This window comes from Virgibacillus xinjiangensis, from assembly GCF_042643145.1.
Taxonomy (GTDB): domain Bacteria; phylum Bacillota; class Bacilli; order Bacillales; family Amphibacillaceae; genus Virgibacillus_O; species Virgibacillus_O xinjiangensis.
This window is the reverse complement of the sequence record NZ_JBHRSA010000049.1, coordinates 120,470-138,789: the sequence shown is the minus strand read 5'-3', so window position 1 is coordinate 138,789 and position 18,320 is coordinate 120,470. Positions and strand designations below refer to the sequence as shown.

Genomic DNA, 18,320 nt, shown 5'->3' with positions numbered 1-18,320 from the left:
TGCCTTTAGCTAACGGTTACAATGACCTTCACCGCTCGGGACTCGAACCCTAAAGCGTGCGCACATGCCGGGCACACAAAAGGGGAATAGAATACATACTGCATTCTATTCCCACTTCTTACCTGGGACGATCAGATAACAGTCCCAGTGATTGGATATGTGACTTTGTCTGTTCATCTCCCCACTCATGCAGTAGTTCGAACGCCTCCGCCATATTGTCATCATAATCATCGTTGGCCTCGTCTTCGTGATAAGGCTTGATAGGAACATGCGACCGCCAGAAAGCTCGGAAGCTCGCTCCGTGCATGTTTTCAAATTTGGCCCGAAGCATACGTACTTCATCCTCGGTGGCATGGATGACATACCCATCATTATTGCTGTATGGAATTTGAGAGATTTCACCTGTGCCGATATTGACATAAAACTTCTTCTTTTCCACTACACGCACCTCCTGCCCTTAATTTGCCTGAAAAGGCACCGGAGCATGTATGCATGATAAAAGAAAGTTCACTGTCATAAGTGCCATGAAGGACATGATCCACTTTTCTCTTCAACATTTATTCCTTATGATCTTCCAGGGCGGAACGGACAATCTTATTGGACGCATTCCTTGGCAGTTCACTGATAAAGTGGATATATTTAGGTATCTTGTAGCCTGCGAGCAGATTCCTTGCATAGGTGACGATTTCCTCTTTTGAAACCTCATGGGCTTTGACAACGTAAGCTGCAGGAACCTGGCCCCATGTTGGGTCCTCGACTCCGGCTACCCCTACCTCTCTGATTTGTTCCATTCCTGAAAGGACACTTTCTATTTCTGATGGATAAATATTTTCTCCACCCGAGATGATCAAATCTTTTCTCCTGTCGGCCACATAGAGAAAGCCTTCCTCATCCAAACGTCCTAAATCGCCTGTAGATAGCCAACCATTTACAAATGCCTTTTCATTGGCCTCTTGGTTGTTATAATAACCTTTTGTCACCATCGGCCCCTTTACATAGATTTCTCCAATTCCCTCGTTATCCTTTTCTACAATCCGGAGTTGGGCGGGCATCAAAGGCTTCCCGGCAGACCCCACTTTTCTCAACGTATCTTTCGGGCTTAATGTGACAATTTGCGACGAAGTCTCGGTCAAGCCGTAAGACTGGAATACAGGAATATTCCGTTGCTGTGCCTCTCTTAGAAGTGGTTTAGGAGCAGGCCCCCCACCTAGAAGCATACACCGGAAAGTGTCTGGATATTTTCTATCCCCTAGTTGTTGGAGTAGTCGTTGAACCATTACTGTCACCACCGAGACGATGGTCACATCCTTCTCCATAATCGCCTGATGAACCTCTTTGACATCGAACTTTTCCAGCATGAAAACAGGCATCCCGTAAATCACACTTTTCATCAGAATAGAAAGTCCGCTGACATGAAACACCGGCATAGCCATCAGCCATTTATCCGTTTGGTCTATACCAAGGTTCAGAGCAGATGAGACAGCACTCCACCAATGATTTCCGTATGTATGGATGACTCCTTTTGGAAAACCGGTCGTCCCTGATGTATAGATAATGGTGAAAGGATCATCCAGATGGATCTCTTCAGCCAGGTCCACCTCCTTCTCCCCATACCCTTCGACTTCCTCCATGGCATACACCTTTACCGGGAACGACATGCCGCGATCTACTGCCTCACCACTTGCAAGAAGCAACGTCACATGCGCGTCTTTCAGTTGGTGAGTAAGTTCTGCTTCTGTCAGCCGGGTATTGAGCAAGACAGCAACTGCTCCCAGATAACTTAATGCATGCAATGTCACGACGAAGGCTTCACTGTTGCCGGATAACACACCGACACGGGAACCTTTCCGTATGTCCAAAGCCGCCAATTTGCGTGCAAATTGACGGCTCTTCTGTTCCAACTCCGAGAACGTAATGGAATTGCTGTCTTTGTATTCTATAGCAGTCTGGCCCGGAGCCAAATCAGCTTGTTTACTCAGCCAATGAGGTATCACTTCCGTCATCAATCCTACTCCTTTCTGCGTCACTTGATGGGCTTCCTTATTAAAGGAAAGACCTTTGTCTGTATAGAGACAAAGGTCTGGAATATAGCATCTCTGTTTTTCCTGTGAAATCACGGAAAGCGAGGGAATTGCTTGAAGTCCGGCTTTCTTTTTTCTTTGAAAGCATCGCGTCCTTCTTTTGCTTCATCCGTCGTATAATAAAGCAGGGTTGCATCTCCGCCCATTTGCTGCAATCCGGCTAGACCATCGGTGTCAGCATTGAATGAAGCTTTAAGGAATCTCAACGCGGTTGGAGATTTTTCAAGCATTTCCTCACACCACTGGATGGTTTCCTCTTCCAGTCGATCGACTGGTACCACCGTGTTGACCAATCCCATTTCATATGCTTCTTCTGCATTATATTGACGGCATAGATACCAGATTTCACGGGCCCGTTTATGGCCGACCATCCGTGCCAGCAATCCAGCTCCATAACCAGCATCAAAACTTCCCACTTTAGGTCCAGTCTGACCAAAGATGGCATTATCCGCTGCAATAGTCAGATCACATACAACATGAAGGACATGTCCGCCTCCAATAGCATATCCGGAAACCATGGCAACTACAGGTTTAGGAATAGTACGGATCAAGCGCTGCAAATCAAGTACATTCAATCTTGGAACCTGATCATCCCCTACATAACCGCCATGTCCGCGTACGGATTGGTCTCCGCCAGAACAGAATGCTTTCTCTCCCTCTCCGGCTAACACAATCACACCGATGGACGAGTCATCCCTTGCATCGGCGAAAGCATCAATCATTTCGTTCACTGTAAGTGGTGTAAAAGCATTTCTTTTCTCTGGTCGGTTAATCGTCACTTTGGCAATGCCATTATACTTTTCATAGATGATTTCTTCATAATTCCTGACTTTTTCCCATTGTACTGTCATGGTATATCCTCCTTCACTCCTCCCCGTTCAATCTTTATGTAACGACAAGGATGATGAATAATTTTTTATAAATCCTGATACCAGTTTACCAAATTTCCCGGGTTTTTCCACGTGAATTGCATGTCCTGCCCCTGCAACAATCTTCAACGTATGGAGGGGCAGTTTCTCTGCCATCTCCTGGTTGATTTTTACAAATTTTTCATCCTGTTCACCGGCAAGCAAAAGTACCGGTAAGCTGAGTCCACAAAGCATGTGCCACCAGGAAGGCTGCCTTCCGGTCCCCATACCGCGCAGGGACTGTGCCAGCCCTTCCTCTGTCTGTGACATCCTCTCTTCCCTGACAGCTGCCCTTACATGGGAAGGTAATTGTTTCTGGCTTTCAAATAAGGGTAGCTGCTCCCAAAAATCAACGAAGGCAGACAACCCGCCCCTTTCAATCCTCCGGGCCAGCTTTGCGTCCATTTCTCTTCTATCCTCTCTCATCTGTCCCTCCAACCCAGGCGAGGCACTTTCCAATATAAGAGATTTCAAAAGCTCAGGATATAGCATGGCAAAGGATAAAGCAGTCCTCCCCCCCATCGAGTAGCCGGCTAGATGGAATTGATCCAAACCCATGGATAGAAACAATGCCCGCAAGTCCCGGCAACAATCTTCCATCGTTCGAATGGAGGAAATCGTTGTGCTGCCATGGCCAGGCAGATCGACGACTATGACCTGTACACCTTCTGAATGATGACAGATGAATTCAGACCAGGTTTGCGAACTGCCGGTAAACCCGTGAAGCATAACGAGAGGTACTCCTTCTCCATGTACTTCATACCAATAGGAAGCATCATCAATAGTAAAGTACAATCAATCATCACTCCCAGCGAGCAGTTCTTCTTCTATAGCTCTCCACTTTTTCCGATGCCACTCCGCATTCATTGTTCGATCGGAATTCACTTCGATGATAGATAATCCTTCATGCTGATAACTCTTTGTGAATGCTTCCATTAATTCCTCCAAATTGGCAGGGTTGCGATATGTCCCTCCATACATGGAAGCTGTGTATTGAAAGTCGATGTCGGGCGGCGTACCGAATAGAGCTTCAAAATGTTTTTCCTTATCCAAATGAGGGAGAAAGGAGAATATCCCCCCTCCATTATTGTTGATCAGGAGAATCGTAATGTTCAGTGTATAATGTTTGGCTGCCAAAAGCCCGTTCATATCATGAAAGAAGGAAAGATCACCCAGCAGCAATGTTACCGTCTCTCCCGCAGCTGCAGCTCCCATGCCACTTGAAACCATTCCGTCGATTCCGTTGGCTCCACGATTTGCATGAACACGGATGTTCTTATCAGTGGTCAAAAAGAACGTGTCCACATCCCTTACGGACATACTGTTGCCAGTATACAACCTGCTTCCATCAGGCATTGCTTCCAGCATTCCCAACACGGCCTCTCCTTCTGTCAATTCCGCTTCTTCACCAGCTGTCAACCGCTTTTTAGAGACCTCATTCGCTCTCAGCCATTGTTTCATCCATCCCCCGTCCGAAGAGAGCTCTTTTTCTACGAGCACATCACACAATTGTGCGGGGTCTGCATAAATGAAATGGGCATTGATCCCTGCTGGCTCCCGATACCCTGAATGGTGCTCAATAATGAAATGGTCTGTCTGCCCATTCTCTTTCACAAAAAATAAATATGGCTTGGAAACAGGCATAGCACCAAAACGCAGAATGAAATCGGGTTTAAAAGAAGCTCTCATTTCCTTATTTCTCAAGAAGGCGTCATAAGCCTCAATCACATGCGATTTCGAATGCTTTCCAGCACGCAACTGGGATAAAGGATCCGCAAGTATAGGGATATTCCACGCTGCCGCCAAATCCGCAATCGAGGTTGCGAGTGATTCATCCGTTTGCGGCCCACAGACAATTATTCCCCTTTCCTTATTCTGTAGCCGATTCATAATCTGCTCTACCTGGGAGGGGTCGAGAAACCTGCCCCCCTCTTCCGCTGTAATGGCACTCTGCCTTGCCGCAGAAGGATGATTCCAAATGTCTTTCAGGCTAAAGTCAGGCATCAGAGGTTCTCTGAAAGGAAAATTCAAATGGACTGGTCCAGGATTTCCTTCTTTCGCCATATAGACGGAGCGTGCTGCTTTGCTCCTTACATAGTGCAACATCGACACCGTTGCTTCGGGAAGGGCCATGTCGTGAAACCACTTGACGTGCTCTCCGTATAAGTCTCTCTGTTCGATTGCTTGCGGTGCCCCAACTTCTCTTAATTCATGTGGCCGGTCTGCGGTCAATACTATTAAGGGAACCCTGCTGTAGTGCGCTTCTACAATTGCCGGGTAATAGTTTGCCGCCGCAGTTCCGGAGGTACATAGAAGCGCGACCGGACTGTTTGTTTCCTTTGCCAATCCCAACGCAAAAAAAGCTGCAGACCGTTCGTCTAGGATCACCCACTCTTTTACCGCTTCGTGTTCGGTCAGCATCAAAGCTAATGGGGTGGACCTGGAACCCGGAGATATCACCGCATTTTCCACCCCTTGTCGCGCCAGTTCATCTGTGAAATTGGCTGTATATCGTGTTAGGTTCTCTGTATGATCCATATTCATTCTCCTAAAACTGATAGCATTGGTAAGAACTTGATCTTTGTTTCTTGATACTCCTCTTCTGGATTTGAATCAGCCACCACCCCACAGCCGGCAAACAAAGAGGCTTCTTTCCCCCGGATAAGGGAAGACCGAATCGCTACAGCGAACTCACCATTCCTATTACTGTCAAGCCAACCGACAGGAGCGCCATACCATCCTCTGTCCAGTTGCTCATTCTGTCTGATGAATTCCAACGATTCCTGTCTAGGTGTACCTCCAAGCGCAGGTGTGGGATGAAGTTGTTCAACAATGTCAAAGATACTGTATTCATCTTTCAATGTCGCCGCTACGGGCGTATACAGATGCTGTAAATTTTTAAGCGGATATAGGACGGGTGCCTCAGGTATCGATATATCTGTACATCGATGTTCCAAGGCGTTTCTGATCATTTGCACGACAAATTCATGTTCTTGCCGGTTTTTTCGGTCATGGTATAATTCTCTGCCGATCCGCTCATCCTCTTCCTTTGTTTCTCCCCTTGGAGCAGTACCTGCCAAACATGCCGACAAAAGCTTGTCTTCCTCCAGTCTGACAAGCCTTTCAGGGGTGGCCCCGAGGAAACAGTCATCCCCTTTTTCGAAACAGAACAGGTAACTGTTGGGCTGTGTTTTCATCAACTTCCTTATGATATTACTGATATCAGCTCCTCGGTCGAACGTAAGACGGAGTTCACGGGCCAGCACTATTTTTTCTGCTTCCCCCTGTTGGATTTTCTCCGTAGCCCGGCGGATTGTTTCTTTCCAATGTTGAGGTGCAATTTCTTCTTTGGATGACACCCGAAAGTTCTGTAACTTTGTGCCGCCACCTGTTAGCAGGGTCTTTGCAGTATCCTGAACCTGCCTGGCGAGCTGGACGGGATGATCATTTTTACATACTTGGATATTTATTGTAAGGTAACAGCTCCCCTGCTGCTTGGTCATTATATACTCGGGAATGGTGAAGAGGCTAGGACGAAAACTTTCCCATAAACCAGATCGTTCCTTTTCCGGGTCGAATGTCATGCCCCCGAGGGCCACTGCCCCCGTACCGGGGACTTTGTATGGATTACGGATCACAGCGGTTTTCAGCACGTACTCCCACTGTTCTTCCGTTGATTCTATGCGGTCTTGCTCTGCTGCAATCTCCCATGCATTACCTGCTCCAACTAGAATAAATTCATCCTCCGTACTTGTCCAGAAAACACGGTCTTTCCCTGCAACTTTTGCTGCTTCAAAAAACTCCATCGGGTCTGTATCGTTAATTTCTTCTGTAATACTGACGAGGCGTGAATTATATTTATTGGGATCCAAGCTTTGAATTGCACGTTGAAGTAGTTCTTCCGTTGTTTTATCTTTTATACCAATCATTAGCTTAAACCTCCGTTACTGCATAAATAACAGAATATCATATCTATTTTATTCCCTTTTCTTGTGTTTCTCAAGAAAAGGGGATGATATTTAACTATTTAAATAACTGTCCTTTGAATGCCGATCAGTCCATTCAATACTTGTCTCCTCGCCCCGCGAGATAGAATTGGAAAAGCATTTCTGCGTGCATTGACACCCGGTGCCAATTTCCTTACTATTAGAATGATATTGATCCATTCCAGGAGGAATCTTATATGCATTCTACAGATAAAATAGATGTAAAAAAAGCTTTGAATGAAAAAGGTGGTTTTCAAGTATGGTGGCGGCTGCTGCGCCCTCACACCTTGACGGCCTCTTTCGTGCCGGTGTTTATCGGTTCCATGCTTGCTTTCAGTGAAGACTCTATTAATATCGGACTATTTCTCGCCATGCTCATTGCCAGCATGCTCATTCAGTCAGCCACAAATATGTTCAATGAATATTATGACTATGTCCGCGGCCTTGATACGGAGGATTCCGTGGGAATAGGCGGTACTATTGTCAGGGATGGCATTGCACCGAAAACCATCCTCCGTCTGGCTCTGGCCTTTTTTGGGGTATCCATATTGCTGGGGATATATATTTGTGTGGAGTCCAGCTGGTGGATCGCTGCCATCGGTTTAATATCCATGCTTTTCGGCTACTTATATACTGGAGGACCTGTACCGATTGCTTATACACCTTTCGGGGAAGCCTTCTCCGGTTTCTTCATGGGTACGGTGATAATCGGAATCAGTTACTTCATCCAAACCGGCGAGCTGACTGTGGATGCTGTATTGGTCTCCGTGCCTGTTGCTCTGTTCATCGGCGGGATCATGATGTCCAATAACATACGGGATCTTGAAGGTGATAAAGAGAACGGCCGAAAGACAATTGCTATTCTTCTAGGCAGGGAAAAAGCCATCAATTTTCTTGCGGGAATGTTCGCAGCTGCCTATATCATCACTGCGACCCTTATAGCGGCAGGCATTCTGCCCCTATGGTCGTTCATTACATTTCTAAGTATACCGAAAGCCGCAGACGTGATTCGGAAGTTCCGTACGGGAGAAACCCCATTGGAAATGATGCCGGCAATGGCGGCAACAGGGAAGTCGAATACCATCTATGGAATACTATTGGGATTGTCTCTATTGATAAGCAGATTTATATAAGGAGATGCATGATGGACGGTTTTAAAAATACGTTGATGGAACAACTCGGCATGGAAATGATCTCCATAACAGAAAACGAAGTCCAACTAAGTATGCCGGTAGATCACCGGGTACATCAGCCGGCAGGCTTTCTGCACGGCGGTGCTTCTGCAGCATTGGCAGAAACTGCCGCCAGTATGGGATCCGCATATCTTGTCGATTTACAAAAGGTGAATGTCTTCGGAACAGAGCTCAACTCCAGCCATATAAAGAGTAAACAGGATGGAACCGTTACAGCAAAGGCTGTGCCTTTGCATAAAGGCAAGACTTCCATGGTATGGGAAGTGAAAATAGTAGACGAACAGGACCAGCTCATAAGCATCTCCCGATGTACGGTGAGGATCATGCCTAAAACCGAGAAATAGGAAAGGAGATCAAGAATGAGTAATCACCTCAACAAGGATCAAATAGAATATTTCAAGAAGCGTCTATTGGATATGAAAGAAGATAATGAAGAAAAAATAACCGAAAATCGGGAAAACAGCCCGAATGACAACATTCAGGAACTGGCTGACTACGACAACCATCCCGGAGACATGGGGACGGAACAATTCGAACAGCAGAGAGATGCTGGGCTTAATATGGTTCGGGAAGAACGGTTGCAAGATATTGAGGATGCTTTGAAGAAGATTGAAGACGGGACGTACGGATTAAGTGAAAAATCCGGGAAAGAAATCCCCGTCGAGCGGCTGGAAGTATTGCCTACAGCCCGTAACCTGGTAGAAGAAGAATAAGGTAAAAAAAAGCTAACCCAGACGGGTTAGCTTTTCTATGTGAATTTTATTTGCTTTTGTTCAATCCAAGTTTTCATCTTTATAAATAAAGGAACAAACAACATTCCTACCACAATCCCTTTGATTACATTGAAAGGAAGTACCCCGGCTATTACAGACCACCACATGACCTGTTCGGACATCTCCCATCCCATAAACCAAGAATACGCAGGCAGGATGAAAAAGTAATTCAGTACACTCATGCCGATTGCCATAATTGCTGTACCAGCTGCAAGGCCGGATACGATGCTGCCTACACCCTTGAACTTGTGATAGATGATGGAAACAGGGACGATAAACATAAGTCCTGCCAAGAAATTGGCTGAAACTCCAATCGGATCTCCTGCCCCTGAAACCAGAAGATATAAGATATTCTTCACTGCAACTACAATAACTCCGGCCATCGGCGAGAAAATTAACGAGGCCATCAACGCGGGCACATCACTGAAATCAATCTTCAGATATGCTGGTAGAAATGGCAGTGGGAAATTAATGAAAAATAACAGAAGGGAGATTGTCCCCAATAAAGCTAAAATAATTGTTCTCATCAACTTTGTTGATTGCATGTTTGAGCGCATGACACGATTCTCCTCCTTCATCTTTTTATCGATTCCGCTCTCTCGATGAAGGATCGGCCTTCTCCCACCTAATGTGTAACTAAAAAAACCTGAAGCATACATACAGCTCCAGGGTCATTTAATCAATAGGGAAATAAGGGTGCCGAAAAAGCACCGGTATTCCGGCTCGATATCTTCTCCCATCCAGACTGTAACTGTCGGTCCTGGATTCCCACCAGGTCAGCCACTGAACCACGTTCAGCAGGTCACGGACTAAAGGCTCTAACACCTATCACCGTCGGTCGGGAATTTCACCCTGCCCCGAAGATTGGAATCGATATATAATTGTATGTCCATTATACATAATATACTGTATTTTGAAAAGGGTTTTTTAATGTCTCCAGGCAAACTGAAAGCCGGCAACCATCATGTGGGATGATTACCGGCTTTTCATGCCTCTTTAGTCTTCCAGCGGGTTCAAGCTTTCCGCCCCTGTCAACTTTGAAATCATGTGGACGATCAATTCTATTTCTTCTTTCATATCTTTAAAACTTGCTGTCTCTACCGGTGAGTGCATATATCTGAGCGGAAGCGATACTAAGGAGACCGGCACCCCGGCACCCGTCAACCTCATCCGATCAGCGTCCGTTCCAGTCATTCGCGGGGTCAATTCATACTGAATGTTCATCCCCAAATCTGACGCTGTTTCTTCCAGCAGTTTGTTCATCTTAATATTCACCGGAGCCCCTTTTGCCAGTACGGGGCCATTTTCCAAGCGAACATCTCCATGCTTATTCCTGTTCACCCCTGGGTAATCGGTAGCAAATGTAACATCACAAGCAATAGCCATATCCGGTTCGATCCCCGCAGCAGCAAAGTATGCTCCCCCCATATTGGTTTCTTCATTCACGGTGCTCGCAGCATACACTCCGACCTTTGTTCCTTTTTCAGACAGGCGCTTCATCACTTCTGCTATAATAAATGCCCCTGTTCTGTTATCGAGGCCTCTGCCAGAAACATAGCGGTCCATCAATACTTCCGCCTCACGGTCATAGACAGCCAGATCACCAATCTGGACGAGCTTCGCTCCTTCTGCCTTGGTCTTGAAGCCACAGTCGATAAATAGATCACTCAAATCAAAGTCGTCTTTCAAGCCACCATGGTGCTGGGCATTGACACCTATCACCCCGGAAATGGTCCCCCCTGCTCCGAGCACCTTCACTTTCATTCCCACAGCAGCCTTTGGATTGATTCCTCCCATTTTTTCAAAATGGAGGAAACCGTCCTCATCAATGCGGTTGATGACGAGTCCAATCTCATCAATATGTCCTGCCAGCAGTACTTTGAACGGTGCTTCGGGATTCAATATTCCAATCGCATTCCCTGCGTTATCCGTACGGATTTCATCGGCGAATTCTTCCACATAGCTGATCCACTTCTTCTGTATTTTCATCTCCCTGCTGGATGGAGACGGGGTATGTAATAATTCGAGTAAAAAATCCTGGTTCTCTATCGTCATGGCACTTCCTCCTTTTTCCTGTCTGCAATCATCATAGCAAAAAAACGACCCAAAGGTGAAACCGCAGAGGTATGCAGTTAGTGCAACAGCCTGCTTACCGACAATCTGCGTTAGACTTTACGCAGAAATACTTTACCGGTACAATCTAGAATAACTTTATATGGAGGAGCGAACACATATGAATCTGAATGATTGGTTTGAGAAAGGAATGTCCCCTGACACCTATATCGAATCGATGAATAAGCATAAGGAGAACTTGCTGCATGTCTATGATCATTTTCAGCTTCCCAGGGATGAAGAATTCTTCAGGCAAGTTAAGGAGCAGAAGTTGCGTGCCATTGTTTTGACAGAAGACTGGTGCGGAGATGCCATGATGAACATTCCAGTCCTTCTGAAACTTGCGGAAGTTGCTGATATTGATGTCCGCATGCTTTTACGTGACCAAAACCTTGAGCTCATGGATGAATATTTAACCAATGGCACATCCAGATCGATTCCTATTTTCATTTTCATCGATGAGAACGGGAAAGAGGTTGCTGTGTGGGGGCCCCGCGCGGCAAAAGTCCAACAATTTGTAGCAGACGCAAAAGAGGCCCTGCCGGACAAAGATGCAGAAGGGTATGATCAGAAGTTCAAGGAAATGATCTTTTTCATGACAAAAAATTTCCGTGATAATCAAGATTTCTGGTTGGATACGTATGACAGCATTAAACAAAAACTGCAACAAGTCTAATGAAATGGCTGACATTACCGGATGTCAGCCATTTTAGTATAAGCTTTACAGCTTCCCCCCATACTAAAATAGTATGGGAAGAATGATACGGGGTGGTTAAGATCATGTCGATAAAGCTGTTCAAACAAGCATATTATAATGTTCCCGTCATACTGAGATTACTGCTGTTTATCATCCTCTTAATGGTCATTGCCGGCACAGCCATCCATTATATAGAGCCAGATGAATTTCCTACTATTTTCGAAGGCATCTGGTGGGCTTTTGTCACCGCCGCTACAGTAGGGTACGGAGATTACGTTCCACACAGCCTTCCAGGAAGAGCTCTCGCTCTATTATTAATACTCACAGGCGGCGGCCTGATTGCTTTTTATATCTCACGCTTTTCTGCGGTAGCTATTACGCATGAGCATAATCTGGAAAAAGGAAGAGTTGCCTTCAAAGGCGGAGGTCACCTCGTCTTTGTCGGCTGGAACGAACGAACCAGGCAGTTGATTGACATTACACTGGATAAGGACCCAGATACCCAGGTCGTCCTCATCGACCGCACACTCAACTCCCTTGCCTATCAACATTATCCAGTGCATTTCATTCATGGAGACGCCACGGAAGATTACACACTGATCCAGGCAAATATCAAACATGCCAAATGTGTCATCATTACAGCGGACACGACAGAAAAGGAGCGGCAGGCCGACAATTTCACCATTCTCACCACGGTAGCTGTCCGTGGGAATAATGAAGAAATTCCTATTATCGCAGAGATTCTTTCCGGGATCCAAGTGGAAAACGCAATCAGGGCGGGCGCCACCACCACGTTGAAGACAAATGACTTCATGAGCGCCCTGCTTTACCACGAGATGTCCAGGGAAAAAGCGGCCATGCCTTTTGAAGACACGTTGAATCTACTGAAAAGCCAACAATTCCGTCATATTAAAATAGACCCTGAGATTGTGGGCAAAACTTTCCGAGAGGCCTCCCACGCATTTTTGATGGATGATCGCCTGTTGGTAGGTGTATTGAGAGATAAGGAATGGCAGTTGAATCCTGGTCACGATTATCTTCTGAAAGAGAACGATATACTTATCTGCCTTTTAGCGAGGTAGCGTCAATTCCTGTTCGCCAACTTATTTCTTTGCTATATCTATGTTCTTCTGATATAATAATATATTGTGTAAAAAGAATCGAATATAGGTATAGGAGTTGTTCAAGCGTGAGTGTAAAATTTGAGAGTGGACAAATCATTGAAGGTAAAGTTACAGGTATTCAGCCATATGGAGCTTTCGTTGCTCTAGATGAAGAAGTTCAGGGGCTGGTTCATATTTCCGAAATAACACATGGATATGTAAAAGATATAAATGAACATCTATCCGTCGGTGATGAGGTAAAGGTGAAGGTACTGAACGTAGACGAAGAAAAGAACAAAGTTTCCCTTTCCATCCGAGCTACAGAAGAAGCTCCGAAAAACACTGGTGGAAGCCGCGGAAATAAAGTGGTTAAACAGCAGGATAATGATACTGCCGGTTTTAATACATTAAAGGACAAGCTGCAGGAATGGATTGACCAATCCAAAAAGTAAACAGGGCAGTAAGGCATAGTCATAGAAATATGGCTATGCCTTTTTATTATCTATTGGCGTGCCTGGGCATCCGACGACCACTGCCTTCTTCAGATTCATCCCCACGAAATAGGAGGGCAAGGTTGATCAAACCGCTGATTCCTACCAGAATATAGATGAGACGGGCAAAAGCAGCACTTTGGTCTCCTCCGCCGAAAATGGATGCAACCAGGTCAAATTGGAATAGACCGATGAGTCCCCAGTTGATGGCGCCGATTACGGTAAGTGCTAAAGCAGTCCGCTGCAAACCATTCATATTTAGAACACCTCCTGTTCTTCCCTGATTATGCATTAGTCTGAGCCTTTCGTTGGAATATATGCAACGATCTCCTTGATTTTCGTGGAGCGCTTGGTTAAAGTAATAAACATAATTAATTTTATACAAATCGAGGAGGACTTTGATGACACATGTTTCATTCAACTACGACAAAGCATTAACATTTTTCAGTGAAAAGGAACTGGAACACCTCACACGGTACGTAGAAACGGCCCATAATGAGCTGCACAATAAAACTGGAGCCGGGAGTGACTTCACCGGGTGGGTTGATTTGCCGGAAAACTATGATAAAGAGGAATTCACACGCATCCAGGAATGCGCAGAGAAAATACGGAAAGATTCCGATATCCTGTTAGTAATCGGTATTGGCGGTTCTTACCTTGGAGCAAAAGCAGCACTGGAAATGCTCAGTCATTCTTTCCAGAATCTTCTATCAAAAGAAGAAAGAAATGCCCCGCAGGTCATTTTTGTCGGCCATCACATGAGTTCCACCTATATGAGTGAACTCTTTGATGTCTTAAAGGACAAAGATGTATCCATTAATGTAATTTCCAAAAGTGGCACGACTACAGAACCAGCTATTTCTTTCCGTATTTTCAAAAAATACTTAGAAGAAAAATATGGTGTCGAAGAAGCTAAAAAACGTATCTATGCAACAACGGACAAAGAAAAAGGAGCACTCAAAACTTCAGCAGATGAAGCAGGCTACGAAACATTTGTGATTCCTGATGATGTGGGTGGACGCTATTCTGTATTGACTGCGGTAGGGCTTCTCCCAATTGCCGTAAGTGGAATTTCCATTCAAGACATGATGGACGGTGCCAGAACGGCCATGAACGACTTGGATGAATCCAGCTTGTCCGAAAATCCAGCATACCAATATGCTGCTGCAAGGAATATCCTTTATAATAAAGGGAAAGTAACAGAGCTTCTGATCAATTACGAGCCACACCTTCAGTATTTCTCCGAGTGGTGGAAGCAGTTATTCGGAGAAAGTGAAGGAAAGGACCAAAAAGGCATCTATCCCTCTTCAGCCAATTTCAGCACTGACCTCCATTCTCTAGGTCAGTATATCCAGGAAGGCAGAAGGAATATCTTTGAGACCGTTCTTCATGTCAATAAACCGAAAAAAGACTTGACTCTTGAAGCCGAAGAAAATAATTCGGATGGACTGAATTACCTGGCGGGTAAATCGATTCATGAAATCAATGATAAAGCATTCCAAGGCACATTACTCGCCCATACGGATGGTGACGTTCCGAATCTGATTGTAGAAATTCCTGAGCTTGATGCTTTCACATTCGGCTACTTGGTTTATTTCTTTGAAAAAGCTTGTGCTATCAGCGGCTACTTGCTGGGCGTCAATCCATTTGACCAGCCGGGCGTGGAAGCCTATAAGAAAAACATGTTTGCCCTCCTTGGAAAGAGCGGTTTTGAGAAAGAAAAAGAAGAACTGGAAAAGAGATTATAATTTCAAACAAATTTGATGAGAAAAACAGAAAAAATATTATAAATGAGGTTTATAACTTTTAAGACGGGGTAATACTATAACTGTAAGACTTTCTCGTATTCCCCCTGTAGGCAAAGCGTTTTTTAACGCTTTGCTTTTTTTTGCTTTGCCCACCTATTTTATGATCGGTCAATCTGCTGGAAAGAGTTTTTAATCAAAGTTTGTTATAATAGATGATAAATTAGCAGCAGGAGGTTTATTATGAATACTTTTGATTTGGTACATGACCGCAGAAATACTCGGTCTGTGAAATGGGACATGCTGGAGCCAGTATTCCAGTCGAAAGAAGTGCTTCCTATGTGGGTTGCAGATATGGATTTCCAAGCTCCCGCAGCAGTGAATGAGGCCATCATTAAACGGGCAGAGCACGGAATCTACGGCTACACGGTGACCGATGATGACGTAAAATCCCCCATTACAGACTGGATTGAAAAGCGGCATGATTGGAACATCGATAAAAATTGGCTGACTTTCAGCCCAGGGGTAGTGACTAGTCTACATATGGCTGTTCAGGCATTAACTTCGCCAGGCGATAACATCCTGATACAAAGTCCTGTATATACACCGTTCTATAAAGTGATCCAACAGCATGACCGTAATGTTGTCAAAAGCCCGCTAGTACTGGAGAATGGGTATTACACCATTGACTTTGCAGATTTCGAAGAAAAACTGAAGCAAGGGGTAAAGGCTTTCATCCTATGTTCTCCACATAATCCGGTAGGACGTGTATGGAAGAAAGAAGAACTGGAAAAGATGGCGGAGCTATGCAGAAAACACGATGTACTGATACTCTCTGATGAGATACATGCTGATCTCACTCATCCTGGATACAAGCATGTTCCTATAGCTTCTTTGTCCGAGGAGACTGCAGACCGCACCATCACTTTCATGTCTCCCTCCAAAACATTCAATCTTGCTGGATTACAGGCCTCCTATATCATTACGACAGATAAAGAGAAGAAAAAAGTAATTGAAGAACATCTGACCAAGCAGGGGCATGGGATGCTTAACACCATGGGAGATACTGCGATGGAAGCTGCCTACCGGCATGGAGAAGAATGGCTTGAAGAATTGCGGAAGGTGCTATTGGATAATTATACTTATGTAAAGGAACAGCTAGAAAAGCATACAGAAATAAAAGTTATTGAGGCGGAAGGTACCTACCTCCTGTGGATGGACTGTTCCTCCCTTGGATTGAACAGCAATGAATTAAAGAATTTCATGATTCATGAGGCTAAAATCGGGCTGAACACAGGCGTTGATTATGGTACCGAGGGTGAAACCTTCATGAGGATGAATCTGGCCTGTCCAAAAGCGACGGTTGAAGAGGGAGTAAAACGTATTATAGAAGCCACTCAAAATAAATAAAAAATAAAGAAAACGGTCTGCATCCGCAGGCCGTTTTCTTTATTCTTCCTGATCTTCGTTTTGCTCAGTGGGATCTGTCGGCGATTCACTAGAATTTCCTTCTGGATCTGCCTTGATCTCACCACAGACCAACCGGTTTCCAGACTCTCCACCTGGTTGGCTGACCCCATCATCTTGTCCTTGATGGACAATGATCGATGTCCCTTCTTCTCTGAGGATAGATTTTTTGCCATCCTTCAAAGTAGCTTCAGGAAGCATGAGTTCTGCCTCAACTAGTCCTCCGGCATCTGCTTCTATATTGGGCATGTCACCAAGATGAGAACCTTCAGGATGCATCAACCCATGTTCATTTCCATCGGGGTTGAAATGATTCCCAGCAGAAGTGAAATCAGGGCCTTTGCATTTTGGGAATTCGTGAATATGTATTCCATGATAGCCGGGCTCCAGTCCTTCCAAACTGACCTCCACTTGGATACCGGATTCCAGTTCACTCAACACAGCAGTCCCTACCATGTCCCCTGATCCATTATACATTTCCACTGTTCTGTTGGTTTCACTGTCCGAGCCCGATTGACAGGAAGCGAGTATGAGGGCTACAGCTATAATAAATAAACGCATACCGTCTGCTCCTTTAATTTCGTTTGCTATCAGTATCAACAAGAAAGGTGGACGGTAAACATAAAAAAATCCCTCCTATTGACAGAGGGAGCAGTTCATCCTATTTATTTTCATACAACTCATCATTTTCCTCGGCATATCGAATTTCATCTCTATACTTCTCATTGAATCTGCGTTCTTCTTTTTTAGAATTTTTATAAAACAAGTACATAGCTCCGATAGCTAGTATGATGAATAGAGTCAACGTCAATATGGCCGGAAGGTACTCCGATTTATCTTCAGGAAAATATAAAAATGGCATCATGATCTCTCACATCCTTTGGCATTATTATATCAAATTAACTTGCCACGCTAAACATCAACCGGAAAATGTTCGCTATTCTGTTACATTTTTGCGAGAATGTGTATAAAGGGGGGAATCTTATGGCTGAAGTAAACATGGGCGAAACCGTACGTGCCCATTACAAATCAGGGACGTATATTGGAAAGGTCTTAGAAGATCGGGGTAACCAGTACTTGATCGAAGTATTGGCTGTCGTGAAACATCCTATGCAGGGTGATTTGCATAACCCCGGGCAAGTGGAAGAGGTATTCTTTCACGAACGGAAGGCCTTGGCACCTCATGAAAAAATGAACGTAAAAAAGCCGGCAGTACATCCGTATACAGATGAGGTTCCGGCGTATAACGACTCCTTGAAGCAGGCTGTTGACATCTATAAGGAAAAACTGGCTTCAGAAAGCACCACCTTTAATGAGAAAGCACTTCAAACACTGAACGAACTGGAAAACAGCCATTACCGCAAGCAGTTTTACTGAAAGCATAGAAAAAGCCGGAGAACCAATCTCCGGCTTTTCATTACTCTCCTAGGTGCTCTTTGACTACTTCAGAAACACCTTCCAGTGCTTCTTCCTCGTCACTGCCAGTAGCAATAACTTTAATTTGCGCATCTTTTGGGATACCAAGTGACATGACACCCATGATGGACTTCAAGTTTACTTTCTTATCGTTGTAGGAAACTTCCACTTCAGACTCATATTGACCTGCTTTATTCACCAGCAAAGTGGCCGGACGTGCATGAACTCCAGTCTCTGCAGTAATTGTAAATGTACGTTCTTTCATTTAAAATCATCCTTCCAAAGCTATTTTTTCTTCGATGTTTAAAGTATAGTTCAAGATCACTTGCTCAGTGAATTGGACTACGT

21 protein-coding genes and 1 riboswitch are annotated in these 18,320 nt (G+C 44.8%); of the genes, 9 read left to right on the top strand and 12 right to left on the bottom strand.

Features of this window, described 5'->3' with window-relative positions; genetic code table 11:
• Positions 1–118: 118 nt before the first annotated feature.
• The 6 genes from ACFOGI_RS14360 to ACFOGI_RS14335 form a co-directional block, all read right to left on the bottom strand.
• Positions 119–439: a hydrolase gene (locus ACFOGI_RS14360; RefSeq protein WP_390273991.1), complete on the bottom strand. Its 321-nt coding sequence runs from the start codon at positions 437–439 to the stop codon at positions 119–121.
• Between the two features lie 118 nt (positions 440–557).
• Positions 558–2,003, bottom strand: a complete 1,446-nt coding sequence (locus tag ACFOGI_RS14355; protein WP_390273988.1) for an o-succinylbenzoate--CoA ligase — start codon at positions 2,001–2,003, stop codon at positions 558–560.
• Positions 2,004–2,113: 110 nt separating this feature from the next.
• A complete protein-coding gene (gene menB / locus ACFOGI_RS14350; RefSeq protein WP_390273985.1) occupies positions 2,114–2,932 on the bottom strand; it encodes a 1,4-dihydroxy-2-naphthoyl-CoA synthase in 819 nt (272 codons plus the stop codon).
• 27 nt (positions 2,933–2,959) lie between these two features.
• A complete protein-coding gene (gene menH, locus ACFOGI_RS14345; RefSeq protein ID WP_390273982.1) occupies positions 2,960–3,784 on the bottom strand; it encodes a 2-succinyl-6-hydroxy-2,4-cyclohexadiene-1-carboxylate synthase in 825 nt (274 codons plus the stop codon).
• A complete protein-coding gene (gene menD / locus ACFOGI_RS14340; RefSeq protein WP_390273980.1) occupies positions 3,785–5,527 on the bottom strand; it encodes a 2-succinyl-5-enolpyruvyl-6-hydroxy-3-cyclohexene-1-carboxylic-acid synthase in 1,743 nt (580 codons plus the stop codon). It abuts the gene before it with no gap.
• A 2-nt stretch (positions 5,528–5,529) separates the two neighbouring features.
• The gene (locus tag ACFOGI_RS14335; RefSeq protein WP_390273978.1) at positions 5,530–6,918 is read right to left on the bottom strand and encodes an isochorismate synthase; all 1,389 of its coding nucleotides are present in this window, start codon (positions 6,916–6,918) and stop codon (positions 5,530–5,532) included.
• A gap of 254 nt (positions 6,919–7,172) precedes the next feature.
• Here ACFOGI_RS14335 and ACFOGI_RS14330 point away from each other — a divergent pair, with 254 nt between their 5' ends.
• From ACFOGI_RS14330 to ACFOGI_RS14320, 3 genes are read left to right on the top strand one after another with little or no spacing between them, the layout of a single operon-like run.
• Positions 7,173–8,108 (top strand): 1,4-dihydroxy-2-naphthoate polyprenyltransferase, encoded by a 936-nt coding sequence (locus ACFOGI_RS14330; RefSeq protein ID WP_390273975.1) that lies wholly within the window; start codon positions 7,173–7,175, stop codon positions 8,106–8,108.
• 11 nt (positions 8,109–8,119) lie between these two features.
• Entirely contained in the window at positions 8,120–8,512 is a 393-nt protein-coding gene (locus ACFOGI_RS14325) for a hotdog fold thioesterase (protein WP_390273973.1), read from the top strand.
• Positions 8,513–8,527: 15 nt separating this feature from the next.
• The gene (locus tag ACFOGI_RS14320) at positions 8,528–8,881 is read left to right on the top strand and encodes a hypothetical protein (RefSeq protein ID WP_390273971.1); all 354 of its coding nucleotides are present in this window, start codon (positions 8,528–8,530) and stop codon (positions 8,879–8,881) included.
• A 35-nt stretch (positions 8,882–8,916) separates the two neighbouring features.
• Here the strand turns inward: ACFOGI_RS14320 and ACFOGI_RS14315 are convergent, their stop codons facing one another.
• Positions 8,917–9,498: an ECF transporter S component gene (locus tag ACFOGI_RS14315; RefSeq protein WP_390273968.1), complete on the bottom strand. Its 582-nt coding sequence runs from the start codon at positions 9,496–9,498 to the stop codon at positions 8,917–8,919.
• Positions 9,499–9,665: 167 nt separating this feature from the next.
• A riboswitch (FMN riboswitch) is annotated at positions 9,666–9,810 on the bottom strand.
• Between the two features lie 127 nt (positions 9,811–9,937).
• Positions 9,938–10,996, bottom strand: a complete 1,059-nt coding sequence (locus ACFOGI_RS14310) for a M20/M25/M40 family metallo-hydrolase (protein ID WP_390273965.1) — start codon at positions 10,994–10,996, stop codon at positions 9,938–9,940.
• A 178-nt stretch (positions 10,997–11,174) separates the two neighbouring features.
• On the opposite strand from ACFOGI_RS14310, the gene ACFOGI_RS14305 reads away from it, so the two are divergent.
• The 3 genes from ACFOGI_RS14305 to yugI all read left to right on the top strand — a co-directional run bounded on the left by ACFOGI_RS14305 (position 11,175) and on the right by yugI (position 13,305).
• Positions 11,175–11,729, top strand: coding sequence for a thioredoxin family protein (locus tag ACFOGI_RS14305; RefSeq protein WP_390273962.1), 555 nt, complete (start codon positions 11,175–11,177; stop codon positions 11,727–11,729).
• A 104-nt stretch (positions 11,730–11,833) separates the two neighbouring features.
• The gene (locus ACFOGI_RS14300) at positions 11,834–12,832 is read left to right on the top strand and encodes a potassium channel family protein (RefSeq protein ID WP_390273960.1); all 999 of its coding nucleotides are present in this window, start codon (positions 11,834–11,836) and stop codon (positions 12,830–12,832) included.
• Positions 12,833–12,939: 107 nt separating this feature from the next.
• A complete protein-coding gene (yugI, locus tag ACFOGI_RS14295) occupies positions 12,940–13,305 on the top strand; it encodes a S1 domain-containing post-transcriptional regulator GSP13 (protein WP_390273958.1) in 366 nt (121 codons plus the stop codon).
• A 46-nt stretch (positions 13,306–13,351) separates the two neighbouring features.
• Here the strand turns inward: yugI and ACFOGI_RS14290 are convergent, their stop codons facing one another.
• The gene (locus tag ACFOGI_RS14290; protein ID WP_390273955.1) at positions 13,352–13,600 is read right to left on the bottom strand and encodes a DUF378 domain-containing protein; all 249 of its coding nucleotides are present in this window, start codon (positions 13,598–13,600) and stop codon (positions 13,352–13,354) included.
• Positions 13,601–13,745: 145 nt separating this feature from the next.
• Between ACFOGI_RS14290 and ACFOGI_RS14285 the strand changes: the two genes are divergently transcribed.
• The gene (locus tag ACFOGI_RS14285) at positions 13,746–15,092 is read left to right on the top strand and encodes a glucose-6-phosphate isomerase (protein ID WP_390273952.1); all 1,347 of its coding nucleotides are present in this window, start codon (positions 13,746–13,748) and stop codon (positions 15,090–15,092) included.
• A 240-nt stretch (positions 15,093–15,332) separates the two neighbouring features.
• A complete protein-coding gene (locus tag ACFOGI_RS14280; protein ID WP_390273950.1) occupies positions 15,333–16,499 on the top strand; it encodes a MalY/PatB family protein in 1,167 nt (388 codons plus the stop codon).
• A gap of 39 nt (positions 16,500–16,538) precedes the next feature.
• Here the strand turns inward: ACFOGI_RS14280 and ACFOGI_RS14275 are convergent, their stop codons facing one another.
• Both ACFOGI_RS14275 and ACFOGI_RS14270 read right to left on the bottom strand, forming a co-directional pair.
• Positions 16,539–17,117 (bottom strand): superoxide dismutase family protein, encoded by a 579-nt coding sequence (locus tag ACFOGI_RS14275; protein ID WP_390273948.1) that lies wholly within the window; start codon positions 17,115–17,117, stop codon positions 16,539–16,541.
• A 100-nt stretch (positions 17,118–17,217) separates the two neighbouring features.
• Positions 17,218–17,421 carry a hypothetical protein gene (locus ACFOGI_RS14270; protein ID WP_390273945.1) on the bottom strand — a complete coding sequence of 68 codons (204 nt, stop codon included), beginning with the start codon at positions 17,419–17,421 and terminating at the stop codon, positions 17,218–17,220.
• 119 nt (positions 17,422–17,540) lie between these two features.
• Between ACFOGI_RS14270 and ACFOGI_RS14265 the strand changes: the two genes are divergently transcribed.
• Positions 17,541–17,933: a kinase-associated lipoprotein B gene (locus ACFOGI_RS14265; RefSeq protein ID WP_390273942.1), complete on the top strand. Its 393-nt coding sequence runs from the start codon at positions 17,541–17,543 to the stop codon at positions 17,931–17,933.
• Between the two features lie 40 nt (positions 17,934–17,973).
• Here the strand turns inward: ACFOGI_RS14265 and ACFOGI_RS14260 are convergent, their stop codons facing one another.
• Entirely contained in the window at positions 17,974–18,237 is a 264-nt protein-coding gene (locus tag ACFOGI_RS14260) for a phosphocarrier protein HPr (protein WP_390273939.1), read from the bottom strand.
• Positions 18,238–18,320 lie beyond the last annotated feature (83 nt).